Origin of the sequence: Micromonospora taraxaci, from assembly GCF_007830095.1 — a bacterium.
GTDB classification, from domain to species: domain Bacteria; phylum Actinomycetota; class Actinomycetes; order Mycobacteriales; family Micromonosporaceae; genus Micromonospora; species Micromonospora taraxaci.
Genome location: NZ_VIWZ01000001.1, coordinates 3,302,629 through 3,328,207, shown reverse-complemented (window position 1 = coordinate 3,328,207; position 25,579 = coordinate 3,302,629). Strand labels below are relative to the sequence as shown.

The following is a 25,579-nucleotide window of genomic DNA, read 5'->3' as shown; positions in this document are numbered from 1 at the left end:
AGTGCCTCCGGCGGGGCGCCCGAGCGCTCCGGGATGGTGGCCGCATCCCGACAACCCCGTACAGGCGAAGACGAGCAGGTGGGGCCTGCCCGGTCAGGGTCGTTCAGACGGTGGGGTGCTCCACCTGCTCCACTGTGTGCGGACGAAAGCCGACGGGATGGTTAGCGGGCGTTGCAGGCAGCGGCTGGTGTCGTGTCGTGTCGTAACAGGCCGTTGATCACTGGTCGGCGGCTCGCGGGGTGGCAGTCCATTGCAAGAAGGTTGGATGTGGGCCTGTGAACAGACTCTTGTCCAGAGGCAGTGTGTCGAACCCGTCAGATCTAACAAGGATGATCGTCATGGGTGGAACTCCATCTGCCAGGTCGCGAACACCCAATGCTTGTTCGATTTCCCGAAAGGCTAGATCTCGTAGCTTGGAGTTCTGAAGGTCGGGAGAAACGAAGAAGATGACTGGGCGGAAGGGTCCGTTAAACTCCTTGTGCGTCGAATAGCTTGCGGTTCGAGCCCATTCGATCGCTTGTAAAACCCGCCTTCGTACGACTGTGGTTGTCAATCCGCTAAGCGTGGCGACATCTACGGCCAGGTGTGGCATGTCGTCGGTGTCGGAGGTCACGATAAAATCTGCCCGCTCGCGACCGACCCGAACACCACGGACGTAGTCAAGCTTCCCCTCGTATAGGCGCTCCAGGTACAGCAGAGCCTCTTCCTGTGCTTGAATGTAGGCGAGCATTCCGCGGATTTCTTTAGTGCCCGCGTTCCTCTTCACGATCTGGAGCGCTTCAATGTTTGCGCGAGTGCCGCTTGACATCGTGGGGGCGGTTTCCTGGTTCGCCTTATCCGAGGGTTTCCGAGGGTTGGGCAGGTCCTCGGCCGTGGCACTCTGGGAAGATTCCTCTGTCGGCGCAACCTCCTCCGCTTCTAATGACTGATCGATCGCGTCGACCGTCTCGTCGTCGGTCTCCTTGTTCTGGCGGATCAATGAACGGATTTCGTGTCTAACTCTTTCCTGCTCCAGCTTCACGGACGTCAGGTCTTCGGACTCTCGCTCGTTTAGGCGGTCTTGTCGTGTCTTCCATATGGTGCCGCCGATGAAGATCAGCAAGAGGCCTATCGCTCCGAGAGCGATCGAGGCGTGCGGCCAATGGTTAATGACCCACAAGGCCTGCCTCTGTTGTTCCAGGACTGCGGACTTGGAATCGGGGCTCAAGTCGGCAAGCTGCTTTTGTGTCACCATGACGGCCTTTTGAGACCGCAACAGGAGTACGGGGAGCGCAACCGCCGAGGCTAGAGATAAGCCGCCAGCGCTCACGAGGAACTTGTGAAACTCGCTGAACTGAAGGCTGGGAAGCACGAGCCACAGTACCCCGTCCTCGACCGGTCGGTCCCCTGGACAGGCCGGTAGCGTCCGGAGGTAGGGCTCCTAAAACGGTGCTTTCAGGTTGTGCCCGGACGGGCGGCGCGCAATGCGTCGGCGTGGCTAGGGCCGCATCAGGGCGGCCAGGGCGTGCCGGGCTTCGCGCGGTGTGTGCCCGCCGAGCGCACGTACAGCAGTAAGTACAGCAACCGACAACACCCCCCGGAACAACTGCAACCACCATCAGGCCGTTGACCAGCGGTGGGAGCCGAACCTGGACTGTACTGCCGATCTCTGGGGGTCAAGGGGTCGTCGGCTCGATCGGTCGATCTCGACACATGCCAGGAGGCCGTTCGGGGAGTTTTTGAATGCAGTGGCCTCAGGGGCGACTTCGCGTCGACGGCGAGGATTTTCATCCTGGCCGAAGGTTCAGTTCTGATCTGAAGAGTGTGCTGCCCGCCCGATGGGCGACCGCCGGTCGGGTCCGGTGGCCGCCCATCCGATCGGTCAGCTGGCGTAGACCTCCAGCGCCGACAACTGCCCGGCCGGCCACCCCGTGTTGCCGGTGACGGTGATCCGCACGTAACGCGCCTGCCCGGCGGTGAAGGTGAGACTCACCTGGTTACCGCTGGCCGGATTGAAGACCCGTCCCGCCGAGCCGACGAGCGTGCTGAAGCTCGACCCGTCGGTGCTGCCCTGGACGGAGAGAGTCTGCGTCCGAGTACCCCAGGCCGACGACGGCGGCAGTTTCAACACCACCCGCCCAACAGTGCGCGAGGAACCCAGGTCGACCTGGACCCACTGCGGGAACGCGTTGTTGGCGCTCTCCCAGTAGGTGTTCGCGTCACCGTCGACCACGTTGCCCGACCCATAGCTCTGCACGTGGCCGCTCTCCGACGTGGGTCGACCCCGGGCGAGGTCCGCGTTGGCCGCGGCGTCCGTGGTCACTGTGACCGCGGAAGACGCGCCGGAGGTGTTGCCGGCGGCATCGCGGGCGACGACAGTGAAGGTGTACGACGTGGACGCGGAGAGCCCGCTCACGGTGGCGGTGGTGCTCGTGACGGTGGAGACCACGGTGCCGCCCTGGCGCACCTGGTAGCCGGTCACCCCCTTGTCGTCGGTCGACGCGGTCCAGGCCAGGGACACGCTCGTCGACGTCTTGCCAGTGACGGTGAGACCACTCGGGGCGGTCGGCGGGGTGTCCGTGGTGCCGCTGGCGCCGTACACCTCGACCTTGGCGAGCTGGCCCGCCGGCCAGCCGGTGTTACCGGCGATGCTGAGCCGGATGTGTCGGGCCGTGGTGGTCGTCAGCGTGCGGCTGACGGTGTTGCCGGTGGCCGGGTCGAAGGTGAACGCGGAGGCCGCGGCGATGGTCGAGAAGGAGCTGCCGTCGACGCTGCCCTGCACGGTGATGGTCTGGGTACGCGCGCCCCAGCCGGCGGGTAGCCGCACCACGATCCGGCTGACCTGCTGGCTGGCGCCGAGGTCGACCTGCCACCAGTGCGGGAACGCGCCACCGCCGCTCTCCCAGTAGCTGCCGGCGTCGGAGTCCACCGCGTTGGACGCGAGGAAGGGGCCGTTCTGGCTGCTGGCCGTTGTGGACCGGCCGGCCGCGAGGTCGCCGCTGGTCGGGGGTGGAGTGCCGACCATCGGCGGGGTGGGACGGACCGCCGTGAGCGCGAGCTGGCCCTTGAGCATCCGGCCGCCGTCGGCGGTGATCCGCAGGTAGTAGTCGGAGGAGCAGGCGACGCCGTCCTCGTCCAGCGCCCGGATGTTCGCGCCGGCCGGGGTGGTGGCCTGGGTCTCGGACGTCTTGGCGATCTGGTTGCCCTCGTTGTACTCGTCGTACATGGACACGTACAGGCCCTGGGAGCCGAGCCGGACCATGTTGTAGATGTGCCGCCAGTAGAAGTCGCCGTGCTTGCGGTGCCCACCGGCCAGGTCGCCGGGCATCACGCAGGGCAGGTAGTCGATGCCGCGTGCCGCGCAGTCGGCCATGTCGCCGACGTTGACGTTGTTGTAGTACGAGTCCAGCTCCTCCACGGTCCTGGCCCGGTAGACCATCCACGGCGAGATCGCGTGGAACGCGTGGTAGACGTCGAGGAAGCCGGGGCGGGAGTCCTCGATGCCCTGCCGCCACCAGGTGGGCACGCCACCGATGACGTAACAGCCCTGCGCCTTGAACCAGTTGATGACCTCCAGGCAGGGGCCCGGGGTGAAGGGGCGGCTGGGCTCGCTGAACCCGAAGCCCCAGATGCAGACGACCGGTTTGCCGTTCTGTCGGGCGTACGCGCTGGATGCGACGTGCGCCGACATCTTCGTCGTCCAGTCGGTCTTGATCTCCGACTGGAACGTCAACCAGTCGGTGACGTCGTACATGATGTAGAACTTGCGGTTGTAGCGCTCGGCGGCGGAACGCACCTTCTGCGTCATCGCGTCGCGGGTCGGGCCCTCGTCGCCCATCGGGTTGAACCGTTGCAGGGCGGCGGTGTCGCAGCCGTACTCCTGCATCCACCGGAAGTGGGTGTCGACCGTCTGCTGGTCGTAGGAGGAGAAGAGCGTGGCCGGCTGGCCGTTGCCGAGGTTGGGGTACGCGGTGGGATAGGCGCGGGTGTACTCGCGCATGTCCGGCCAGGACACGATGGTGGTGTTGGCCGGCGACGGCGGCTGGAACCTGTCGCGGCTCCAGTGCCACCAGCCGCCGATCGGCGCGGAGTCGCCGGGGGCGCTGAACCAGCCCTGGTAGCCGACCGTCACCTTGCCGACCACGTCCCCGGGGGGACTGGCGGCGTGTGCAGGGCTGGACATGGTGGCGAGCAGCTCGGTGCTGGAGGCGGCGGCGAGGGCGGACCCCGCCATCACGGACGTGACGAACCTGCGGCGGGAGACCGCCATGACGACCACTCCTTCGGGACGGAAGGCATTGACGGCCATCGTGGCAGCAGTGGATACCAACCCGCAAGAGTTAGACTGATCAATGAAAATCCCGTTCAGATCACGGGAATTATGCGCTGGGTCGTCAGTGGCTGATGGCGCGCTCCAGCGCCCACACCGGGGACAGGATCTGGCTGGCGTCCTGGCGGCGGCGGGCGTCGCGCACCGTCATCCGTACGCCCGCGGTGAAGCCGACCTTGGGGTACCAGCCGAGCAGTTCGCGCGCCTTCCTGCTGTCCAGCGCCATGGTGCGCACCTCGCCCGGCCAGGGCAGCGGCTCGTAACGGGCCGCGTTGTCGACGCCGGACGCCTCCCGGACGGTGTCGTACACCTCGTTGACGCTCGTCTGCCGACCCGAGGCGATGTTGACCATCCCCACCCCGTTGTGGTGACAGGCGACCGCGATCGCCTCGGCGACGTCGCTGACGTAGATGAAATCCCGGGTCTGCGCGCCGTCGTCGTAGATGACCACCTGCCGGCCCCCGAGTAGCGCGTCGGCCATCAGGGACACCACGCCGCAGTCACTGCCCTGCGGCCGGGGCCCGTAGACATTTCCCAACACCATCGAGGTGTACGACAGGCCGTGCTGATGCCCGTACCAGTCGAGGTAGCGCAGGCCGGCAGCCATGCTGATGCCGTACGGGCTCACCGGCGCGATCGGACGGTCCTCGCCGACCGGCAACTCGTGGGCGGCGACACTGCCGAAGATGGCGCCGCTGACCGCGTTGATCACCAGCCGTACACCGCTCCGGGCGCAGGCGTCCAGCACGTTGACGGTGCCGAACACGTTCACGTCGGCGTCGTACAGGTGTGACCGACGGGCAGCGGGAACGCTCGACTGTGCGGCGAGGTGCACCACCACGTCCGGCTGCCACCTATGGATGACCTCGACACCCTCCGGCGTACGGATGTCACCCGAGACGACGTCCGACTCGGTCAGTCCGCTGTACGCAGCGTCGACCAGGTTTTCGATCCGGCCGGCGGAGAAGTTGTCCAGTACCCGGACCTGGTTGCCCATCAGCATCAGTCGGGCGACCACGTGACTGCCGATGAAGCCGGCGCCTCCGGTCACCAGGACGCGCCGGGGCATCAGGTTCGTCGGCGGATCGACACCGCCGGCGGCAACGGGAAGATCCATGTGGAACTCCTTGGAACGACGAAACGGTCGGCCCGCAGCGGCAACGACGGCCGGGCACGACGGTAACCCACTCAATACCCGCCAAAGGGATGATTAGCCCAATATGCGATAGCAATACGCGAAGCCTAGTCCAATAAGTCCCGTTTAGACCATTAAGTACTGTTTAGCCCTTTGTCTCTAGTAATTTGCTCACCGGGGGGTGCTCGCTGGCATGCCCCGGGTGCCTTTGACGGAGGGGGTTGCCGCAATGAGAGTGCCGGTCGTCGCGCCCAGCGTGCTGCTCGCCGGGGTCGGGCTGGGCGCAGTGATGACAGTGGTCACCCTGCTACCCGGGCCGGTCGGCCTGACTGCCACCATCGGCGTGCTGTGCGCCGGTGTGTTCCTGCTCTGGCCCCGGGGCGGTACTGCCGGTCGGCATCGTCGGCGGCACCCTGCTCAGCGGCGGTGACGTACGCGGCTACATCGCGGTGGAGGTGCCGCTGCTGGCCACTGGCGGCGCCGCGCTGGCCGTGCGCCACTGGCTGGGTTCGAGACGGTCCCGCGCGCCGACCACCTCCACGACACCACCCCGCTGACGGTGATGGGCCGGAGCCAGCATGGCTCCGGCCCATCACGTCCGCGCGGACGCCGACTACCGCCCGCCTCAGGCCGAGAAGTTGCGGAAAAGCAGGGACGCCAGGCCGAGCGCCAACGCCAGGTTGAACACGGTGGCGCTGGCGAACACCGCCACCGGCCGCCAACCGGCCTCCCGCAACGACGCGACCCGGACCTCCAGACCGATGCTGACGAAGGCCAGGATCAGGAACCACACCCGCAGGTCGTTGACGATGGCGATGGTGGCCTTGCCGTCCGCGCCCGCCGCGTCGAGGTACCAGGTGGCGATGACCGAGGCCGCGATGAAGCCCAGGACAAACTTGGGAAACCGCGTCCACAACTCGCCGAGACCAGGTCGGGCCGCGCCGGGCCGCCGTTCCACCCGCAGGGTGAAGTACGCGGTGAGCGCCACCGCGACGACACCCATCAACGCGTTCTGGGTGACCTTGACGATGCTGGCGATCTGGAGCGCCTCCTCGCCGGCGAGCGCTCCGGCGGCGGTGACCGCGGCGGTGGTGTCGATGTTGCCGCCGATCCACGCCCCGGCCACCGCGTCGGACAGTCCGAACACGTCGGCCAACCAGGGCAGGACGAAGATGGACGGCAACGCGAAGACGATCACCAGACTTGCCGTGTAGGCCAACTGCTCGCGGCGCGCACGAACCGCGCCGGCGGCGGCGATCGCCGCGCTGACGCCGCAGATCGACACCGCCGACGCGAGCAGCGCCCGCAGCTTGTCGTCCAGGCCGAACCTGCCGGCCAACCACCAGGTGAACAGGAAGACCCCGCTGATCAGCAGGATCGCCTGGGCGATGGCCGGCCCGGCGGCACTGGCGATGACGGCCAGGTTGATCGAGGCACCGAGCAGCACGAGACCGGTCTTGATGAAGAATTCGGTCCGGAACGCGGCGGCGATCCGGTCCCGCCAGCCGAGCACTGTGACGGCGACGTTGCCCAACAGGCCGAGCAGGATGGCGTAGACCGGGTACTCGACAGCGGCCCCGACGTCCTCCAGCGCGGTGCCCTCGGCCCAGTCGGGAACGTTCTGCTCCAGGTAGCGCGTGAGCGCGGCGAGACCGACAACGATCACCAGGCCGAGCACGGTCCAGGCCCAGAACAGGCCGTCGCGCGCCACGGTGGTCGGAGCGGGATCGTCGGTGGCCGGAGGGGGCACGACAGCATCGGGCGCGTCGCCGGCCGGGGTTCCGTCGGCCGGGGTTCCATGGGCCGGGCGAGGCTCGTCGGCAGTGCGGGTCGCGTCGGCGCTCATCAGGGCACCAGCCCGGCAGGAATGGCACCGAGCAGGACCAGGGCGAGCAGGGCGAGGCCGAGGATTGTCGCGAGCCAGTCCTCGTTGAACGCGAGCCGGGACTCTCCGGCCGTCGGTGGGGTGGGCGGTGGCTGATCGGATGTCATGGCGTACTCCATGGTTGTGAACCGATCCGGCGGGGCCGGATCGGTGGAACGTGCGGTGACGAGCGCGCCGGGGGTTAGGAGTCGACGCGGGATGCGGCTGCGCGGCCGGAAGAGGAAAGCGGTGCTGCGGGGCTCAGGTGGTGGCCGGTGCGCCCGGACAGAGCTCGCTGGCGACCCGCATCAGGTCGACGACCCGACGCGAGGTGAGGAGCGGACTGACCGGCATTCACCTATTTTCCTACCGTCAAGATAGGAATTCAAGACCGTTGACGCACAATCTCCCTGGGCGGAAACGGACGACGGGGCCGGAGCCTCGCCGGCTCCAGCCCCGTCGGTACGCCCGGGATCCCTACGGGGTCGGGTACTGCGTGAGGTAGACCGGTGCGCCGACCTTGGTCATGTCGGCAGCGTCGCCGACGCCGTTGACCACGTGGTCGATCGTCCCGGCGCTGAGGTTCACGGTCATGATGTGGTGCAGCTTCACACCCGGCCGGTTCGGCACCTCGAAGCCGTTCTCGGTGTGGATCGACGGGTTGTTCTGGTTGAAGACGTACACCCCGCCGCCGTGCAGGGTGTGGTGACGTACCCGGTCACCCACCTTGTACCCGGCCCAGCCCTCGACCGGGCCGTTCATCCAGTCGGCCTGCGTCGGCGGGTCGTACGGCAGCTCGTTCTGGTAGAGGATCGTGGTGCCGTGCTCGCCGTTCCAGACCGTGTTGTAGCGCTGGAAGTGTTCGACGAACAGGCCGGTCGCGGTCACGTGGTCGCCGTTGATGACGGCGCCGTAGCGACCGGTGTTGGTCCGCCAGCGGTCGGTGTCGCCGTTGACGCCCTCGGTGAAGCCCTCGACGCCGTGGTCACCGCGCCACACCCAGGTGTGGTCGATGAGCACGTTGTCGCTGTTGACCTCCAGCGCCGTGTCCGTCCGGCCGATGTGCGGGCCACCGACGCGGAAGTACACGTCGGACAGGGTGGTCGGGTTGTGCCGGCTGCTGGCGTTGTGGCCGTGCTCTCGACCCACCCGCAGCAGGACCGGCGACTCGACGGTGCCGGCGTCGATCGTGACACCGGCGACGATCACGCCGGGCACACCGGCGACGTCCAGCGGGACGGCGCCGTTCACCGCGGTGAGGGTGGCGTGCCCGATGCCGAGCACGACAGTGTTGGCGCGCCGGATCTCGATGCTGCGCGCGACGTCGTACACCCCGGGGGTGAGCAGCAGGTGCTTGCCGCGGGCGAGTTGGGCGTTGATGACGCGTACCGGGTCGGAGGGCTTGGCGACGAAGAAGTCGCCGATCGGGATGGTCCGGCCCGGCGTGATGCCGTCCGCCCAGGAGACACCGCGGCTGTCCCGCTGCGCGGCGGGCACCCGGACCTGGTAACGACCCTTGCCGTCGACGAAGAGGTACGGCTTCTCTCGGCTGAGCGGAGTGGTCTCCAGTGTGGTGTACGGCGGGTCGGGGAACGTGGCGTCGTCCGGCGCGCCCTCGACTCCGGCGAAGACCTGGTTCCACACCGCGTTGGACCAGCCGCCGACCTCGCTGTTGCGGGTCAGCCACTGCTGCTGTGAGCCGTTGGTGGTGGCGGGCAGCCGGGAGTCGGCGATGAAGCCGCCACTGGCGTACTGCGGGCCGGCGGTGCAGTAGTCCATCAGCGACAGACCGCCGCCGCCGATGTTCAGCCGGCGCATCGACACCGCCTGCGACACGGCCCAGAAGTTCGCCGACGATCGGCAGCCGTCCTGGCCGGCGGCGTTGATGGTGAGCGACAGGTTGGACAGGGTGCGCCAGAAGTTCACCAGGGCCAGGCAGTTGCCGGTGCCGCCGTCGGCGAGGCAGCGGTTGTAGACCTCCAGCTTGCCGTTGACAGTGACGTCGGTGGGCGAGGCGCCCAGGCCGGACACCTCGGTGTAGTAGCCGACCTTGGCCTGCAACGGCTGCTCGGCGGTGCCGTACGTGCCCGGCTTGAACAGGTAGGCGTGCCGCTCGGTGCCCATCTCGTTGTCGACCTGCCGGGCGTGTGCCGCGTCGAGGGTCTGCTGGATCGCACCGACCGGCATGGACGGGTCGAAGATCGTCACGTTCGGGCCGAAGTCGGGTGCGCCGTACGTGGGGCGGCCGGCGCTTGCCGCCGTGCCGCTCACGGTGACGGTCGTGGCCACCAGCAGAGCGAATATGAGGGTACGACGGGACGGGGTTGACATGCGGTTCGTCCTCTCCGCTGGCCGGAGCGGACTCCGGCGCAGTCTAGGGCGGTGAGAGCGCTCTCTCGCCCCTGTTTCTACCTGGCGAACCGGCCCCACGCCATTGCCGGGATCGGCGAACTTCGGTCGGTCGGTGAGAATGGAGCGCAGAACGGGGAGGCACCCATGCGAATCGACACACTGCCGCACGTGGACGAACACGCCACCGTCATCGAGGCCGAGCCCGAGGAAGCCTGGCCGCACCTCGTCCACGCCGTCGAGACGACGTTCGGCCGGCCCGGGACGGGCGCGTACGCCCGCCTGGTCAGCGCCGCCGACCCCGTCGCGTCCGGGCCCCGACCGCTCGCCGAAGGCTCGACGATCCCCGGGTTCCGGGTGGCCACCGCGATCCCCGGACGGGAGCTGACACTGCGGGGCAGCCACCGGTTCTCGACGTACGCGCTGGTCTTCCGGCTCGAACAGACCGGGCCGGGCCGATCCCGCCTCCGGGCGGAGACCCGGGCCGTCTTCCCCGGTCTGGCCGGCGGCCTCTACCGACAGCTACTCCTCAGGTCCGGCGGTCACGTGCTCGGCGTACGGCGGATGCTCGCGGCGGTCCGCCGCAGCGCCGAACGACGATCCTGACGGTCCCCGCCGCCGCGCTCGCCGTCCGCTTCCGGTCACCCTGGCGGCGATAGGATGACCGCCGTGCAGTTCGGGGTGCTCGGGCCGCTCGCCGTGACCACCGACACCGGCGAGCCGGTGGTGGTGCCCGGCACGAAGGTCCGCGCGTTGCTGGCCGACCTGCTGACCAACCGCAACCAGGTGGTCTCGGCGGATCGCCTCATCGACGACCTGTGGGGCGAGGACTCCCCCGCCAATCCCGCCGGCGCCCTCCAGGTACGGGTGTCGCAGCTACGCAAGGCGCTCAACGACGCCGAGCCGGGTGCCCGGGACCTGGTGGAGTCCCGGGCACCCGGTTACCTGCTGCGGGCCGATGCCGTCGACGCGGACCGGTTCGCCGAGCTGGCACACCGCACCGACGTCGACCGGCTCAGCGAAGCCCTGGCATTGTGGCGTGGCGAGGCGTACGCCGACGTGGCCGACGCCGAGTTCGTCCGTGCCGAGGCGACCCGCCTCGCCGAGCAGCGCCTCGCCGTACACGAGCGGTTGGCCGAGGCCCGGCTGGCCCGGGGTGAACACGACCTGGTCGCCGCCGACCTGGCCGACCTGGTCACCCGCCATCCGCTGCACGAAGGCCTGCGCGCGGTGCAGCTACGCGCCCTGTACGCGGCGGGCCGCCAGTCCGAGGCGTTGGACAGCTACACCGACCTGCGGGCTCGACTCGCCGAGGAGCTGGGTCTCGACCCCGGCCCCGAGTTGGTAGCCCTGCACCGCCGGATCCTCGAACAGGACGCCGGCTTGAGCGCCCCACCGAGGGCCGCGGTCGCCCGCACCAGCCTCCCCGCCCCGCTCGACGAGTTGGTCGGGCGCGCCGAGGCGTTGGCCGAGCTGGACGCGCTGCTGCCGCGGCAGCGGCTGGTCACGCTGGTCGGGCCGGGTGGCGTCGGCAAGACCCGGCTGGCCATCGAGACGGCCCGCGCGCAGTCCGTTCCCGACGGCGTCCAGCTGGTCGAGCTGGCCCCGCTGCCGGCCGGCGACACGCTCGTCGCCGAGCGGGTGCTCGCCGCTCTGGGCACCTACGAGACCGCCGGCACGAGCCTGTCCCCCACCGACCGGGTGGTCGCGGCCCTGCGACACCGCCAGCTCCTGCTGGTGCTGGACAACTGCGAACACGTCATCGAGCCGGTGGCCGCGCTGGTCGCCCGGCTGCTGCGCGACGTACCCGGGCTGAGGGTGCTGGCCACCAGCAGGGAGCCACTCGGGCTGACCGGTGAACTGCTCTGGGAGGTACCCCCGCTGTCCGTGCCGGACGACGGTGACCTGGACGCGGTCCGGCGCTCGGCGGCGGCCCGGTTGTTCGCCGCCCGCGCCGCCGCGCAGCAGCGCGGTTTCCGCCTCGACGGGCAGACCGCGGCGGCGATCGCCCAACTCTGCCGCCGCCTCGACGGCCTGCCGCTGGCGCTGGAGCTGGCCGCGACCCGGGTGCGGGCGCTGGGAGTACGCGGGGTGGTGGACCGGCTCGACGACCGTTTCCGGCTGCTCACCACCCAGCAGCGCGACGTGCCACCCCGCCAGCGGACGCTCACCGCGGTCATCGGCTGGAGCTGGGACCTCCTCGACGAGACCGACCGGGCGGTGCTGGCCCGGCTGGCGGTGTTCCGGGACGGCTGTAGCCCGGAGGCCGCCGAACACGTCTGCGGCACCGATCTGGACACCCTCGCCCGACTGGTGGACCGGTCGCTGGTGGTGCTCGACGACTCCGGCACCGATCCCCGCTACCGGCTGCTCGAATCGGTCGCCGCTTTCTGCCTGGACCGCCTGACCGACGCCGACGAAATACGCGCACGACACGCTGCCTACTACACCGAGCTGGCCGAGCGCGCCGACCCCGAGCTACGCGGGGCCGACCAACAGCGGTGGCTGGCGTTGCTGGACGCCGAGATGGCGAACCTGCGATCGGCGCTCGATCACGGTGGTGGGCTGCGCCTGGCAGTCGCCCTGAGCTGGTACTGGCACCTGCGCGGCCGGCTCACCGAGGCGCGGCGGGCCCTGGCCGTGCCCGGCGACCCGGAGCAGGAGGCCCGTGCGGCCCCGTGGCGCGTCGGCTTCGCCCTGTCGCTGGGCGAGGCGGTCGCGCCCGACGAGGTACGCGCGGCGGTGGCCGTCGACCCGGACGGCCACGCCGCCTGGTTCGCGGCCAACGCGGTGATCGAGCACGGTGACCTGGCCCTGGCGTCGGAGCTGCTGCCCACCGCCGCCGTCGACACGTGGACCGAGGCCGCGGTGCTCACCTCCCTGGCCCACATCGCGCACGCGAACGGTGACCAGGCCACCCTGGAACGCACCGCGACGCGCAGCGCAGCGCTGTTCGCCGACCTCGGCGACCGGTGGGGCCGGCTCCGGGCGACCGAGTGGGTGGGCGGGCTGGCCGACATGCGCGGCGAACACGAGCGCGCCGCCGCGCTGCACCGGGAGGGGCTGCGCTGGGCCGAGGAACTCGCGCTGTGGCCGCAGGTCTGCGCCGAGCTGTCCTGGCTGGCCTGGCTCGCGGTGCAGACCCGCGACTACACCGAGGGCCGGGAGCTGGCCGAACGGGCGTACGGCCTGGCGGTGGAGCAGGGCTCGCCCGGTGCGCTGGTCTTCGCGGAGATGAGCCTCGGGCTGGCCGCCCGCCGCGACGGGAAACTCGACCTGGCCGTCACCCACCTCACCCACCTCGTCGAGCTGGGCCGGGGCGAGAGCCAGCCGGCACTGTACCTGCCGATGGTTCTGGTCGAGCTGGGCTACGCGGTCGAACAGGGCGGCGACCCGGACGCCGCGCTGGCCCTGCACATCGAGGCGTTCGAGGCCGCCGAGGCGATGGCCACGATGCGCGACGCTGTCGGCCCCCTCGAGGGGATGGCGGCGGCGGTGCGCTCCCCCGAGGTCGCCGCCCAGCTGCTGGGCGCCGCTGCCGCCGCCCGGCTCGCCACGCAGTCCCCCGCCGCGCCGGCCGAACGCGACGACGTGGAGCGGGTGACCGAACGCCTGCGGGCCGAACTCGGGCCGGAGCGGTTCGACGCGTTGCTCGCCGAGGGCGCGAAGCTGAGCCCGGGCGAGGCCCGAGCCCAGCTCTGAGTGTCGGTCAGGCCGTCGTCTTCGGCCGGTACGAGGCGACGATCACGCCGCTCTTGTGCACTCGGGTGTCGACCAGGTCGAACGACGCCTTGACGTCGGTCAGCGGCGCGGTGAGGCTCGGGCCGCCCTCCAGCACCGGGTGGATCCAGAACCGGACCTCGTCCACCAGGCCCGCCTTGATCAGCTGCGCGGTGACCGAGCCGAAGCCGTACTGGATGATGTTCCTGCCCTCCTGGGCCTTGAGCGCGCGGACCGCCTCGACCAGGTCGCCCTGGAGCACCTCGGTGTTCTTCCAGGTGGGGTTGGTGAGGGTGGTCGAGGCGACGTACTTCCTGACGTTGTTGAAGTACGCGGCGCCCGTGGTCGGGTCGCTTTCGTCCCGGGTCGGCCAGGCGGCGGACATGCCGTCGTAGGTGGCCCGACCCATCAGCATCGCGTCCGCCTCTTCGGTCTGCTCGCCGGCGAGGCTCATCGCCTCCTCGTCGAAGTACGGCGAGGTCCACATCGGGTTCTCGATGACGCCGTCGAGGGTGACGTAGGTCGAGTTGATGAGCTTGCGCATCGGAATCTCCTGGGTGTGTGTCAGGTGCTTCGGTGACACCCAGAACTCTGCCGGCTTCCGCTTACGATTCGCTTCAGGTGCTCTCGCCCGGCTCCGAAAGCGGGTCGGTCAGCGGGATGGGCAGTGCCTGCGCGGCCACCGTGCCGCCCCCGGTCGAGTGCGCCGGCGCGGGGCGGTCGCCGGTGCGGCTGTGCAGCCGTCCCTGCCCGGCAGGCCCGGCACGCCTGGCCACCTCGACGGTCACCATCCGCACCGGCGGTGGCGGCGCGGTGAAGCGCCCGACACCCCATCGCACCCAGATCGGAATCCGGCCGGCGTCCGCCTCCGCGGCCAGCTTCTGCACCGTACGGGCCCGGTCGGTGTGGTCGACCTCGACGACCACCGGTGGGCCGTCCGGGCGGGCGCACGCCACGTCGAGGACCGAGTGCCGTTGCTGAAGTGGCGGCGGCAACGGCAGGACGCTGGGCGCGCGGCGGTAGACCCGCCAACCCTGTGCCTCGGCCCACCGCACCACAGCGTCGATCACCTGCGCGGTGACCTCGTCGGTGTTCAGGTCGACGAAAGTCAGGTCGGTCAGCCAGCGGCCCAGGTCGGCGGCCAACCGCTCGCCCTGCGCCGTCACGTCCACCGGCGCAGGATAGCGCCTCAGCCGACGGTGGCCGCGGTCGCGGCGAGGTGCCGGGTGAGCCAGGCGGTGGTGGCCGAACGCGCCGCCTCGGCGTTGTCGCGGGCCAGGAAGTCGTGCCCCTCACCGGTCAGGACGAGATGGGCGTACGGGGCGTCGCGGGCCGCCAGGGCTTGGGCGACCTGCGCCGACTCACCCGCCGGCACGTTCGTGTCGTTGGCGCCGTGGATGAGCAGAACCGGCACGTCGAGCCGGTCGAGGTGGGTCATCGGCGACAGGTCCCGCAGCAGGTCGGCGTCGCGTACCGGGTGGCCGTACTTGCTGACGGCGGCGGCGGCGATCCACGGCTCGGTGCCGGCGAAGAAGGTGTGGAAGTCGGAGATCCCGCACTCGGCCACCCCGGCAGCGAACAACCCGGGGAAGTTCACCAGCACCGCGAGCACCAGGTAACCGCCGTAGGAGCGGCCGAGGCAACCGACCTGCCCGGGGCGCGCCACACCGCTGTCGATCAGGTGGTCGGCGCACGCCGCGACGTCGGCGATGGCCCCGTACCGGCCGGCCAGGTTGTCGGCGGTCACGAAGGACCGACCGAAGCCCGAGGAGCCCCGCACGTTCGGCGCGAACACCGCGACGCCCTGCGCCACGAGAGCCTGGAACAGCGGGTTGTAGCGGGGACGCTCCTGCGCCTCCGGGCCACCGTGCAGGCTGATGGCGGTGGGCCAGGGCCCTGGCCCGGCCGGGCGGTAGAGCCAACCGGAGAGCGGCAGACCGTCGCGGGCACGCAGGTCGACCAGTTGCGGTGCGACACCGCTGCCGCCCGTACGCGCGACGCCGCTGTCCGGCCGCAGCGGACGCGGCGCCCCGGTCGCCGGGTCGACCAGCCAGACCTCCCGGGGTTGCACCGGCCCCTGCGCGGTGAGGCAGAGCAGACCACCCTCGGCGGCGAAGACGGCGTCGTCGAGCACCTCACCCGGGGCAGCGACGGCCCGCTGCACTCCGCTGGTGAGGTCGAGCAGGCTGACCTCGCTGCGGCCCCCGTAGGTGTTCCAGAGCAGGGCGGCCCGACGTCCGTCGGCGCTCGGCGTGGCCTGCTCCAGCTCGGCGTCCGGCCGCCAGGCGAGCCGGGTCGGCGTCACGTCCGGGCGAGCCAGGTCGACCCGCACCAGCGCGGCGAGCTCCGAGTACGCGTCCGTGCGGGCCAGCACGCTCGTCCCGCCGGGGCCGAACCAGCCCTGGTCGGTGCTGCCCCGCCCGGTGTCCGTCAGCAGCCGCCGCCGCTCCCCGGTCGCCACGTCGAGCAGTTCCAGCCAGCGGGCGTTGCGCGGGCCGCGGCGCAGCAGGGCGCTGCGGGCGTCCGGGGTGACGTCCAGCAGGGTGAGCAGGTCATCCTCGGCGAGCACCCGCCGGTGCCCGCTGTCCGCGTGGATCAGGACGGCGGCACCCCGCTCGGCGGTCTCGGTGACCATCAGGACCGCACCGCTGGCCAGCCAACCGGCCGGCGTCGCGCTGTGGCGTCCGAAACCGGCTACCTGGTGACGCCCGCCGCCGTCCGGCCGGAGCAGCCACACCTCGGTGCGGGGCGCGCCGCCGGGAGCGACGACGCAGGCCAGCCACTGCCCGTCCGGAGACCAGCTCACGGCCAGCACCGGATCGTCACCGGTGGGCAGCGCGACGGCGTCATCCGCGCCGACCTGGCGGATCCAGATGCCGGGCGTCCCGGCCCGGTCGGAGAGGTACGCCACCCGAGCGCCGTCCGGGGACGGCGCAGGCGCGAAATCCTCGACGACGGGCGTCGGTGTCGGCCGACGACCGGCGAGGCGGGTCCGACGGGTGGTCCGCGGCGCCTCGATCCGTACGCTCATCTAAACCCCGATCCGCTGCAACCAGAGCTCCAGCAGCCCGAGCTGCCAGAGCGCGTTGGAGCCCAGCGTGGTCCGCCGGGCGTTCGGCGCGTCCAGCAACTCCTCCAGGTAATCCTTGCGGAACAGGCCCCGTTCGCGGGCCGGCTGGGCGGTCAACGCGTCGCGGACGTCGTCGAGCAGCGGCCCGGAGAGGTGCCGGATGGCGGGCACCGGGAAGTAGCCCTTCGGCCTGTCGATCACCTCGTCGGGCACGATGCCCCGACTCGCGGCCTTCAGCACGCCCTTGCCCCCGTGCGCCAACTTCAACGCGGGTGGGCAGGCGGCGGCCAGCTCGACGACCTCGTGGTCGAGGAACGGCACCCGGGCCTCCAACCCCCACGCCATGGTCATGTTGTCGACCCGCTTGACCGGGTCGTCGACGAGCATCACCAGGCTGTCCTGACGCAGCGCCGCGTCCAGGGCGGTGTCCGCGCCGGGTGCGCCGAAGTGCGCGGCCACGAACTCCAGGCTGGCGTCGTGGTCGAGCATCCACTCCGGCGCCAGGTGCCCGGCGAGCGCGTCGTGCCGACGGTCGAAGAACACCCTGGCGTACGCCTCGACGGCGTCCGACCGGGCGACGTTCGCCATCGGCGGGTACCAGTCGTAGCCGGCGAAGATCTCGTCGGCGCCCTGCCCGGACTGGACCACCGTGATCCGCTGTGAGACCTCCTCGGAGAGCAGGTGGAAGGCGACGCAGTCGTGGCTGACCATCGGCTCGCTCATCGCCGCGACGGCCTCGTGCACGGCGGGCACGAACCGGGCCGCGCCGACGCGGATCTGCTGGTGGTCGGTGTCGAACTCACGGGCCACCAGGTCGGAGTAGTGGAACTCGTCGCCGGTCTCCCCGGCTGCCGCCTCGAAGCCGATGCTGAACGTCGCCAGTTCGGTCTGGCCCTGCTCGGCGAGCAGGGCGACGATCAGGCTGGAGTCGAGGCCGCCGGAGAGCAGCACACCGACCGGCACGTCGGAGACCATGCGACGGCGTACGGCGGTGCGTAACGCCGTCATGATCCGTTCCTGCCACTCCCCGGCGGACATCGGCGCGGCGGCGGCACGGGTGAACTCCGGCCGCCAGTACACCGTGTCGGTGCTCCGCCCGTCCGCGGTGATCACCCGGATGGTGGCGGGTGGCAGTTTGCGGATGCCGGCGAGGATGGTGCGCGGCGGTGGCACCACCGAGTGGAACGTCATGTAGTGGTGCAGCGCCACCGGGTCGAGGTCGGTGTCGACGTCACCGGCGGCGAGCAGCGCCGGCAGCGTCGACGCGAAGCGGATCCGGCCGGGCCCCTCGGCGAGGTAGAGCGGTTTGATGCCGAGCCGGTCGCGGGCCAGCACCAGGGTGCGCGTGGCCAGTTCGACGAGCGCGAACGCGAACATGCCGTAGAACCGCTCGACGCAGGCGACGCCCCACCGGTGGTACGCCTTGAGGATCACCTCGGTGTCCGAGGTGGACCGGAAGGAGTAGCCGGCAGCGGTCAGCTCGTCGCGCAACTCCCGGTAGTTGTAGATGCATCCGTTGAAGACCAGGGCCAGCCCCAGTTCACCGTCGACCATCGGTTGGGCACCCGCGTCGGACAGGTCGATGATGCGCAGTCGCCGGTGCACCAGCGCCGCCGGGCCGTGCTGCCACCGGCCCTCACCGTCCGGGCCTCGGGAGGCCAGGGCGGGCAGCATCCGCTCGACGGCCGCCATGTCCGGTGGCGCCCCGTCGAGGCGAAACTCACCTCCGATACCGCACATGGCATCCACCTCTCATCGGCTCGGGCCGCTGACCGGTCCAGGCTTGGCGGACCGGGTTGCGCCCCGATGACGCGGGGGTCAAGCGTGGGTTACGCCGACGGTTGGTCGGCTCCACCGAGCAGCCACGTGTCCTTCGACCCACCGCCCCGGGACGAGTTGACGATCATGCTGCCGGCCGGCGCGACGCGGGTCAGGGCCACCGGCGCCACCTCGGCGGTCTCCCCCAGGAACACGAAGGCCCGCAGGTCGACGTGGCGGGGCGCGAGTGCCGTCCCGTCGAAGACCGGATGGGTGGTGAGCGCGATCATCTCCTGGGCGATCCAGCGGTGCGGGGCGGCGAGGATCTGCTCGCGGACGGCGTCCAACTCCTCCGCCTCCGCCCGTGGACCGATCACCACCCGGTCGCCGCCGTACCCGTCGACCGGCTTGAGCACCAGCTGATCGAGCCGGCCCAGCACGTCGGCGCGCTGCTCGGGCAGTCCGCACAGGTACGTCGGCACGTCCGGAAGCAGCGCCTTCTCCCCCAGGTAGTACTCGATCAGCCGGGGCACGTACGCGTACAACGCCTTGTCGTCACCGACGCCGTTGCCCAGCGCGTTGGCCAACGTCAGCCGGCCGGCGTGCACCGCCGCGAGCAGCGGCCAGCCCAACGGCACGCCGTCGGCCCCCGGCGCGTGCAGCAACGCCTCCTCGTCCATCCGCAGGTAGATCACGTCCACCTGGCTGCGGCGACCCTCCCGGATGAGCTGGACACGGCCCTCCTCCACGAGCAGGTCGCCGCTGCCGGCCAGCGGTACGCCCATCTCGTCGGCGAGCAGCCGGTGCTCGAACCAGGCCGGGTCACCCGGACCACTGCTGAGCACCACCACGGCGGGGTCGTCGGCAGCGGCGGGCCCGGCAGCCACCAGTGCCCGGTGCAGCATCGCCGGTGTCTCGTCAGCGGGCAGCAGATCGTCGGGGACCGGCAGCTCGGGCAGCACCGCCCGGGTCAGTCGACGGTTCTGCACGGCGTAGCCGATGCCCGAGGGCACCCGCAGGTTGTCCTCCAGCACGTACCAGCCGCCGTGAGGATCACGGACGAGATCGGTGCCGGACACCTGGGCGCGGGTGCCCCGCCGGCCCATGAGCGCCCCGGTCGGGCGCAGTCCGGGTGAGGATTCGACCACCCAGGCCGGGACCACGCCGTCGGCCACCACGGTCCGGTCTCCGTAGACGTCACGCAGGAAGGCGTCGAGCGCGCGGGCGCGCTGCACCAGGCCGGTGCGCAGGGTGCGCCAGTCGGCGGCGGGAACCACCCGGGGCACCAGGTCGACCGGGAAGAGTCGGGTGCTCGCCTCGCCGGCCACGCTGAAGGTCACGCCACGGGCGCGCTGCTCCTCGTCCCGGTCGTGCTCGCGGTGGCGCAACCCGTCGGCGCCGAGGCCGCGGAGGGCGGCCAGCAACGGCCGGTACGCGGGCTCCGGTCCCGCCGGGCCGAAGACCTCGTCGTCGGTGTGGGCGTACGTGGGTAGGGCCGGTGCGGTCGGCGCGCCGGGTAGCGGCCCCCGTACCCGTCCCCGGGTCTCGTCGAGCAGCAGGTCGACCACGTCCGCCAACCGGCCCCGCCGCTCGTACGCCCGCCGCTGCCGCGCGGCCGAGCTGCCGCGTTCCAGCGCGTACCGGGTCAGCTCACTGACCTGCTCCCAGTCCCCGGTCGCCGTCAACTGCGGGCGCAGGTCGGTCACCAGTCGGCGGACCGCCTCGGCCGCCGGCACCGGTCGGGCCGACCGGGGCAGGTCGAGCAGGTCGCCTTCGAGGCCGGACCGGGCGGCCCGCCAGACGGCGGCGCGCAGCACCGGTGGGCGCACTGCGGTGCGGTCCACACCGGCGCGAAGCGCGGCGACCTCCCGCCGTACCAGCGCCCGGAACAGGCCGGTGAGCAGGACGATGATCTCCACGTCGGCGTTGGCGTCGGTGATCCGCAGCTCCACTGTGGGCACGTGCGCGGAGGGTCGGACGTCGAAGTAGATCATGGCGGGATCGGTGATGGTCTCGGAGGAGATCAGCTCGGCGACCAGCGCCTCGTGGTCCGCAGCGCTGCTCACCTCCCCCGGGTCACCGGCGGTGGGCCAGCGCTGCCAGACCAGCGACCGGACGCTGGCGTAGCCGCTGTCCTGACCCATCCAGTACGGCGAACTGGTGGAGAGGGCGAGGAGCACCGGCAGCCACGGTTGAACGCGGCGGGTGACCGCGACGGCCAGATCCCGGTCGGACACGCCGACGTGCACCTGCGCACCGCAGATCAGCTGCTCCCGGGCGAGCATCTGATATTCGTCGAGCATCCGCCGGTAACGGGAGGTGGGGGTGACGCTCGGGTCGCCGTCGGCGCGCAGCGGCACCGTGCCGGCCGCCACGATGCCCAGGTCGAGCCGGTCGGCGACCTGCACCGCCGCCTGGCGCAGCCGGGTCAGCTCGGCGCGGATCTCGTCCAGTGTGCGGCAGACAGCGGTGTTGGTCTCCACCACGCTCTGGTGCAGCTCGGCGGTGAACGAGGTGGCCGGCAGCCGATCGAGCAGCTCGCCGGCCCGGGGCACCAGCTCCCGAGTGTGCAGGTCGACGACGTGGAACTCCTCCTCCACCCCGATGGTGGCCAGGTCCGCCGGGTCATCATCGTCCACCGGCAGGACCGATGTGGGGCGAGGCGTGGGCAGTGCCCGGCCGTTGCCGGATCGGCCCAGCGGCCCGTCGAACGTGGTCGCGTTCGTGGTGTTGTCGGCCATGGTCACCCCGGTTCACGAGTCGGTGGTCGTGGCTGTCCGACGAGCGTTCCCAGGGTTGGTACCGGGTGCGTTTCCGGCGCGTTAAGGTGACGCGCTGTTCTGCCCAGCCGGGCATCGAACGGCCGCGCCGGCGCTGATCGACACGAAGTCGCCGATGTCGGGGTATCCCGTTGGTGCGGATACTCCGACATCGGCGAACTGAGGAACGGCCAGCATCACCTCATGTTGGCCACCACGAACGGCGCGTGGCCGTGCAGGTAGTTGTTCCACCCGCCCGTCACCGGCGCGCCGGGGCTGAGCAGGTTGGTGGTGTCGGTGCCGACGTCGAGTTTCCAGGCGGTCCAGGAGATGCCGTTCGCCTTCATCCAGTCGATCCAGGACTGCGCCTCGGGTAGGCAGGACCGGCCGTCGAGGCCACCGTCGGCGTTACTGGCGCCCCACTCGGTGACGAAGAGAGCCAGCCCGGCGCGGATCGCCGCGTCACCCTTGGCGCGCAGCGCCGAGCCGTGCGTGCACGAGTAGAAGTGCAGCGTGTACATCAGGTTGGTGCCGGAGACCGGGCTGGCCGCCGCCACGTCCACGTCCTGCGACCACGTCGGGGTGCCGAGCACCACGATGTTGTCGGGGTCGGCGGCGCGGATCGCGGAGACCACCGCCTGGTGGTACGGCTTGATGACGTTGGTCCAGCTCACCTGCAGCGGTTCGTTGTAGGGCTCCCAGATGACGTTGGGCAGGTGACCGTAGCGGCGGGCCAGGTCGCCGAAGAACGCCACCGCCTGGGACTGGTTGTTCTGCGCCTCGTGGGCGTGCCAGTCGACGATCACGTACACCCCGGCGGTGACCGCGTTGTTGATGATGGTCTCCACCTGCGTACGGGCCTTGTTCGGGTCACTGAGGTACGCGCCCGCCGGCTCGACGCCCATGGCCGCGCGGATCACCTGGAGGTTCCAGTTGTCCCGCATCCAGCGCAGCGCGGAGAGGTTCTCGGCGTACGGTGCGGTCTCCCAGTTGAGCCACATGCTGCTGATGCCGCGTAGTTGCACACGCGCGCCGGACTTGTCGCACATGGTGCTGCCGCAGACCCGCAGTTGCCCGTGCCGCTCGACGGGTGTGCCAGTGGTCGGCGGCGGCGTGGTGGGGGGCGGCGTGGTGGGGGGCGGCGTGGTGGGAGGCGGGGTCGTCGGGGGTGTGCCGCCGGCGCAGGAGGCACCGTTGACTGTGCAGTTCAGCGGCGTGCCGGTGCCGTTGACGAGGAATCCGAACGACGTCGACGCGCCGGCGGCGAGGGTGCCATTCCAGGACACGTTGGTGAAGGTGTAGCGGCTGCCGGAGGTCGCCTGCTGCGCGTTCCACGACTGGCTGACGCTCGACCCGGACGGCAGGTCGAACTCGACCCGCCAGCTGGTTATCTGTGCGGACGTGTTGTTCGTGACGGTGACCTGACCCTGGTAACCGTTGCCCCAGGTGTTCGTCACGGAGAACACGGCGGTCGCCGCGCTGGCCGGTGTGGCGGCGACCAGGGCCGCCCCGCCGGCCAGCAGGCCGGCGACGGCCAGGGTCGTGACAAGTCTCAGTGTGCGCATGCGGAACCCGCTTCGGATCGACGGTGGTGGTCTGAGGCGGGGCGGCGCCTGGGCGCACGATATCGATCGATGACTATAGGGGCAAGGTGGAGGTTCTGGCCGGAGGGCTCAGCACCGGCGCCCCACACCGGGGCCCGGCCCCGATCAGACCGGTCCCCGCGGCGCTCAGGAGGCTCGGCGTACCCGGTAGGCCAGGTGGGTGACGCCGTCGCCCTCGACGACGCTGAACGGGCCGTCCAGCTGAAGTGGGGCGATCTTCAGGTCGGCGAAGAGCGGGACGCCGGCACCGAGCAGGACCGGGACGAGGTCGACGTGCACCTCGTCGAGCAGGCCGGCCTCGACGACCTGGGCGGCGATGGTGCCCCCGTTGACACCGACCTCCTTGTCCCCGGCGATCGCCTTCGCCCGGGCGATCGCGCTCTCGATGCCGTCGCTGACGAAGACGAAGGAGTCGTTCTCGGCTGCCCAGCCCTCCGGCACGCTGTGGGTGACCACAACGACGGGCACGTCCAACGGATGCCGACCACCCCACCCGCTGGTGATGTCGAAGAGCCGCCGGCCGACGACGAGCGCGCCGGTCCGCTCGGTGAGGGCCCGTAGGTGCCGGGCGCTCGTGGCCGAGGTCCGAAAGGTCAGCTCGGGGTCGGCCGTCGGCGTCTCGACGTCGCCGTTTTCGTACCACTGGAAGAGGTACTCGAAGCCACCGTGGGACGCGTCCGCGATGTAGCCGTCCAACGACATCGTCGCCCCGGTCGTCACCTTCGTCATCGATCCACTCCTCGGTCCGTGCCGTGTCGGCTCGTCGGCGAGGCCGGCTGCTCCGGCCCTCAACCCAAGGTCGAAGCCGGCGCACCGTCCTCGACACGTCGGCCGAGCTTTCTCCTGAGTGTCGACCGAGGCCGTCAGGGCCGCAGCGCGTTGAGTACGAGGTCGGCGTACCGGCGCCACACCGCCGGGTCGCGCTCGTCGAAAACGATGAGCTGCCGGACCGCTCCGCAGAGGATCACCCGGATGTCCAGCTCGCCGGCGTCCGGGCGGATCCCGCCGGACGCTCGGGCTGCCACCAACAGCTGCCCGATCAGGGCCAGGATGCGCGCGGCGGGCACCAGCCTGCCCTCGAAGAACGCGTCGGCGAGGACCCGGTCGGAGGCGAGGCGTTCGAACAGGTCGGGCACGAACGAACACCACTCCCGGTACGCGTCGGCGCCGTCGAGCGCCGCCCGGATGCGCTGCTCCAACTCCTGGAACTGCCGCTGAACGACCGCGACGATCAGGTCTTCTTTGCTGGGGTAGCTGCGGTAGACCGTCGCGCGACCCACCCCGGCCCGCTCCGCCACCTGCGGCACCGTCACCTGGAGACCCTGCTCGGTGAAGAGCTCCCGGGCGGCGGCGATGACCCGCTCCTGGTTACGGCGGGCGTCCAGCCGCCGACGGGGAGTCTCCGGGTCGCTCGGCGTCGGCGGCGTCATGGCCTCAGTCTGCCCGCTCGGTCTCGTCGGTCAGCAGCGGCTCGTCGCCGTACACGGTGGTGATTTCGACGTTGAGCGCCGTGGCCACCCGGCCGAACGACCAGTAGTAGCCGATCACCTGGAGCACCTCGACGATCTCGCGCTCGCTGAGGATCTGCCGGGCCTGGTCGAAGAGCTCGTCGGGAACGCGCGGTGACCGCACCACCTCGGCGGTGAACCGGATGAGCGTCCGGTCGTACGCGGAGAGGTCCGGACTGTCGATGCGCTGGCTGCTGATGATCTCGCGAGTGCGCTGGTCGACGCCGGCCGCCTCGGACATGGGGCGGTGCTGGGCCGCCACGAACTCGCACCCGGTGTACTCGGCCACCGTCAGGATGACCAACTCCCGCGAGCGGGCGGGCAGCTCCAGCGCGGTGAACTGCGCCCTCGCGAGCTGGATGAAGGGTGTCACAGTGCCGACCGAGTGGGTCAGCATCTTGACCATCGGATCGGGCGGCAGGGCGGACAGGAAATCGCGGACGTCGGTGGGAATGGCGTTCGGGTCGGGGTCGGTAAGGCGGGGCATGGCTATCTCCTGTTTCTGGTCGTCGAAGTGGGGTCAGGCGGGCAGGTCGAAGCCCGTTTCGCTGAGGTGGCGGAACCGACCGTCCTCGGCGTACGACCCGAAGATGGCGATTTCCCGCTTGGCGGTCGACCCGTCGGCCATGGTGATCTCGAAGACGTGTCGTTCGGCGTAGTGGAGGCCCTCGCGCAGCTCGTCCAGGACGGTGACGGTGCCGCTGACGATCTGGGCCCGTACTCGCGTCACCATCTCGGCGAATTCGACCCGGTCGACGGTCTTTCCGTCGCTGCGGTGCGTGTAGTCGGGGGCGTAGAACTCGTCCAGCGCCTCGGTCAGGTCGCGGGTCGGCTCGAAGGCCACCGCGCGGAGGGCGTCGCTGATCCGTACCGGGGTCACGGAATCTCCTCGTCGATCACTGTGGGTCAGATTCGGACTCGCTAGTCCGGTTAGAGCCCACCGTACCGGACTCGCGAGTCCGCATCAGGTGAGAGTCGTCACCGCCCGACGCCCTACCTGCTCGGGGTGACGCCCATCGGCTTGGTGCAGAGCACGTCCGGCTGGGGCAGGTAGCCCAGCGCCTGCCAGAACCGCAGCGCGCTCGTGTCCTCCGGCAGGACCAGCAGGTTCACCCGTGGGCAGTCCAGCGCCGCGAACCGCTTCTCCAACTCGGCGACCAGCAGGCTAGCGAGACCGCGTCGCCGGTGCTCCGGGGCCACGGCCAGCCGCAGGATCATGCCGCGCCGGCCGTCGTAGGTGCCGAGCACGACCCCGGCGAGCGTCTGGTCGACCTCGGCGACCAGGAACAACTGCGGATCCCGCGTCAGCTTGGCGGTCAACTCGGCGCGGGTCAGCACGTCCCGTCCGGTAGCGATCCACAGTGCCGCGACATTGTCGTAGTCCGGCCAGACGAACTCGCGAATGTGAGTCATGGCGGCTCTCCCCACATCAGTCGGCGGTCAACGGTCTGCGGGTGGTGACGCTACGTGCCTTCCGATCACGCGTTCCGTCCGGCGTAGCGT

General features: G+C 70.5%; 20 protein-coding genes. 3 read left to right on the top strand and 17 right to left on the bottom strand.

All coding sequences use genetic code 11. The features are described from left to right. Positions 1-217 precede the first annotated feature (217 nt). The 3 genes from FHU34_RS15215 to FHU34_RS15205 all read right to left on the bottom strand — a co-directional run bounded on the left by FHU34_RS15215 (position 218) and on the right by FHU34_RS15205 (position 5,426). Complete coding sequence (locus tag FHU34_RS15215; protein WP_145780938.1) at positions 218-1,351, bottom strand: hypothetical protein; 1,134 nt, start codon at positions 1,349-1,351, stop codon at positions 218-220. Between the two features lie 510 nt (positions 1,352-1,861). Further along, positions 1,862-4,249 (bottom strand): galactose-binding domain-containing protein, encoded by a 2,388-nt coding sequence (locus tag FHU34_RS15210; RefSeq protein WP_145780936.1) that lies wholly within the window; start codon positions 4,247-4,249, stop codon positions 1,862-1,864. A 124-nt stretch (positions 4,250-4,373) separates the two neighbouring features. Beyond that, positions 4,374-5,426, bottom strand: coding sequence for an NAD-dependent epimerase/dehydratase family protein (locus FHU34_RS15205; protein ID WP_145780934.1), 1,053 nt, complete (start codon positions 5,424-5,426; stop codon positions 4,374-4,376). Positions 5,427-5,673: 247 nt separating this feature from the next. Between FHU34_RS15205 and FHU34_RS15200 the strand changes: the two genes are divergently transcribed. Next, positions 5,674-5,874: a hypothetical protein gene (locus FHU34_RS15200; protein WP_145780932.1), complete on the top strand. Its 201-nt coding sequence runs from the start codon at positions 5,674-5,676 to the stop codon at positions 5,872-5,874. Positions 5,875-6,069: 195 nt separating this feature from the next. Here the strand turns inward: FHU34_RS15200 and FHU34_RS15195 are convergent, their stop codons facing one another. From FHU34_RS15195 to FHU34_RS15190, 3 genes are all read right to left on the bottom strand, one after another. Further along, positions 6,070-7,290 carry a YeiH family protein gene (locus tag FHU34_RS15195; protein WP_145780930.1) on the bottom strand — a complete coding sequence of 407 codons (1,221 nt, stop codon included), beginning with the start codon at positions 7,288-7,290 and terminating at the stop codon, positions 6,070-6,072. Next, positions 7,290-7,436 (bottom strand): hypothetical protein, encoded by a 147-nt coding sequence (locus tag FHU34_RS32975; RefSeq protein WP_167524827.1) that lies wholly within the window; start codon positions 7,434-7,436, stop codon positions 7,290-7,292. Before FHU34_RS32975 ends, FHU34_RS15195 begins: the two co-directional genes overlap by 1 nt. A 349-nt stretch (positions 7,437-7,785) precedes the next feature. Beyond that, entirely contained in the window at positions 7,786-9,639 is a 1,854-nt protein-coding gene (locus FHU34_RS15190) for an adenylyl cyclase (protein ID WP_145780928.1), read from the bottom strand. A gap of 165 nt (positions 9,640-9,804) precedes the next feature. Here FHU34_RS15190 and FHU34_RS15185 point away from each other — a divergent pair, with 165 nt between their 5' ends. Next, positions 9,805-10,263 (top strand): hypothetical protein, encoded by a 459-nt coding sequence (locus FHU34_RS15185; protein ID WP_145780925.1) that lies wholly within the window; start codon positions 9,805-9,807, stop codon positions 10,261-10,263. 54 nt (positions 10,264-10,317) lie between these two features. Then, positions 10,318-13,359 (top strand): AfsR/SARP family transcriptional regulator, encoded by a 3,042-nt coding sequence (locus FHU34_RS15180; RefSeq protein WP_244311685.1) that lies wholly within the window; start codon positions 10,318-10,320, stop codon positions 13,357-13,359. 7 nt (positions 13,360-13,366) lie between these two features. Here the strand turns inward: FHU34_RS15180 and FHU34_RS15175 are convergent, their stop codons facing one another. The 11 genes from FHU34_RS15175 to FHU34_RS15125 all read right to left on the bottom strand — a co-directional run bounded on the left by FHU34_RS15175 (position 13,367) and on the right by FHU34_RS15125 (position 25,489). Further along, the gene (locus tag FHU34_RS15175; protein WP_145780923.1) at positions 13,367-13,921 is read right to left on the bottom strand and encodes a dihydrofolate reductase family protein; all 555 of its coding nucleotides are present in this window, start codon (positions 13,919-13,921) and stop codon (positions 13,367-13,369) included. Between the two features lie 73 nt (positions 13,922-13,994). Then, entirely contained in the window at positions 13,995-14,549 is a 555-nt protein-coding gene (locus FHU34_RS15170; protein ID WP_244311684.1) for a hypothetical protein, read from the bottom strand. A 17-nt stretch (positions 14,550-14,566) separates the two neighbouring features. Then, the gene (locus FHU34_RS15165) at positions 14,567-16,408 is read right to left on the bottom strand and encodes a S9 family peptidase (RefSeq protein ID WP_145780921.1); all 1,842 of its coding nucleotides are present in this window, start codon (positions 16,406-16,408) and stop codon (positions 14,567-14,569) included. Beyond that, positions 16,409-18,187: an N-acetylglutaminylglutamine amidotransferase gene (locus tag FHU34_RS15160; protein ID WP_145780919.1), complete on the bottom strand. Its 1,779-nt coding sequence runs from the start codon at positions 18,185-18,187 to the stop codon at positions 16,409-16,411. It lies immediately after the preceding gene. A gap of 89 nt (positions 18,188-18,276) precedes the next feature. Next, positions 18,277-20,946 carry a carboxylate--amine ligase/circularly permuted type 2 ATP-grasp protein gene (locus tag FHU34_RS15155; protein ID WP_208745005.1) on the bottom strand — a complete coding sequence of 890 codons (2,670 nt, stop codon included), beginning with the start codon at positions 20,944-20,946 and terminating at the stop codon, positions 18,277-18,279. 215 nt (positions 20,947-21,161) lie between these two features. Further along, entirely contained in the window at positions 21,162-22,529 is a 1,368-nt protein-coding gene (locus tag FHU34_RS15150) for a cellulase family glycosylhydrolase (protein ID WP_145780917.1), read from the bottom strand. A gap of 165 nt (positions 22,530-22,694) precedes the next feature. Beyond that, positions 22,695-23,297: a dihydrofolate reductase family protein gene (locus FHU34_RS15145; protein ID WP_145780914.1), complete on the bottom strand. Its 603-nt coding sequence runs from the start codon at positions 23,295-23,297 to the stop codon at positions 22,695-22,697. Positions 23,298-23,431: 134 nt separating this feature from the next. Further along, positions 23,432-23,998, bottom strand: coding sequence for a TetR/AcrR family transcriptional regulator (locus FHU34_RS15140; protein ID WP_145780912.1), 567 nt, complete (start codon positions 23,996-23,998; stop codon positions 23,432-23,434). A 4-nt stretch (positions 23,999-24,002) separates the two neighbouring features. Beyond that, entirely contained in the window at positions 24,003-24,563 is a 561-nt protein-coding gene (locus FHU34_RS15135) for a carboxymuconolactone decarboxylase family protein (RefSeq protein WP_145780910.1), read from the bottom strand. 33 nt (positions 24,564-24,596) lie between these two features. Continuing rightward, entirely contained in the window at positions 24,597-24,956 is a 360-nt protein-coding gene (locus tag FHU34_RS15130; RefSeq protein ID WP_145780908.1) for a nuclear transport factor 2 family protein, read from the bottom strand. A gap of 113 nt (positions 24,957-25,069) precedes the next feature. Next, positions 25,070-25,489, bottom strand: coding sequence for a GNAT family N-acetyltransferase (locus FHU34_RS15125; RefSeq protein WP_145780906.1), 420 nt, complete (start codon positions 25,487-25,489; stop codon positions 25,070-25,072). Positions 25,490-25,579 lie beyond the last annotated feature (90 nt).

Excerpts from the sequence above, each read along its gene's own strand:
- FHU34_RS15150 (WP_145780917.1), bottom strand. The coding sequence starts at position 22,529 with ATGCGCACACTGAGACTTGTCACGACCCTGGCCGTCGCCGGCCTGCTG.
- FHU34_RS15160 (WP_145780919.1), bottom strand. The coding sequence starts at position 18,187 with ATGTGCGGTATCGGAGGTGAGTTTCGCCTCGACGGGGCGCCACCGGAC.
- FHU34_RS15125 (WP_145780906.1), bottom strand. The coding sequence starts at position 25,489 with ATGACTCACATTCGCGAGTTCGTCTGGCCGGACTACGACAATGTCGCG.
- FHU34_RS15145 (WP_145780914.1), bottom strand. The coding sequence starts at position 23,297 with ATGACGAAGGTGACGACCGGGGCGACGATGTCGTTGGACGGCTACATC.
- FHU34_RS15175 (WP_145780923.1), bottom strand. The coding sequence starts at position 13,921 with ATGCGCAAGCTCATCAACTCGACCTACGTCACCCTCGACGGCGTCATC.
- FHU34_RS15180 (WP_244311685.1), top strand. The coding sequence starts at position 10,318 with ATGACCGCCGTGCAGTTCGGGGTGCTCGGGCCGCTCGCCGTGACCACC.
- FHU34_RS15205 (WP_145780934.1), bottom strand. The coding sequence starts at position 5,426 with ATGGATCTTCCCGTTGCCGCCGGCGGTGTCGATCCGCCGACGAACCTG.
- FHU34_RS15195 (WP_145780930.1), bottom strand. The coding sequence starts at position 7,290 with ATGAGCGCCGACGCGACCCGCACTGCCGACGAGCCTCGCCCGGCCCAT.
- FHU34_RS15135 (WP_145780910.1), bottom strand. The coding sequence starts at position 24,563 with ATGCCCCGCCTTACCGACCCCGACCCGAACGCCATTCCCACCGACGTC.
- FHU34_RS15165 (WP_145780921.1), bottom strand. The coding sequence starts at position 16,408 with ATGAGCGTACGGATCGAGGCGCCGCGGACCACCCGTCGGACCCGCCTC.
- FHU34_RS15190 (WP_145780928.1), bottom strand. The coding sequence starts at position 9,639 with ATGTCAACCCCGTCCCGTCGTACCCTCATATTCGCTCTGCTGGTGGCC.
- FHU34_RS15140 (WP_145780912.1), bottom strand. The coding sequence starts at position 23,998 with ATGACGCCGCCGACGCCGAGCGACCCGGAGACTCCCCGTCGGCGGCTG.
- FHU34_RS15185 (WP_145780925.1), top strand. The coding sequence starts at position 9,805 with ATGCGAATCGACACACTGCCGCACGTGGACGAACACGCCACCGTCATC.
- FHU34_RS32975 (WP_167524827.1), bottom strand. The coding sequence starts at position 7,436 with ATGACATCCGATCAGCCACCGCCCACCCCACCGACGGCCGGAGAGTCC.
- FHU34_RS15210 (WP_145780936.1), bottom strand. The coding sequence starts at position 4,249 with ATGGCGGTCTCCCGCCGCAGGTTCGTCACGTCCGTGATGGCGGGGTCC.
- FHU34_RS15200 (WP_145780932.1), top strand. The coding sequence starts at position 5,674 with ATGAGAGTGCCGGTCGTCGCGCCCAGCGTGCTGCTCGCCGGGGTCGGG.
- FHU34_RS15155 (WP_208745005.1), bottom strand. The coding sequence starts at position 20,946 with ATGGCCGACAACACCACGAACGCGACCACGTTCGACGGGCCGCTGGGC.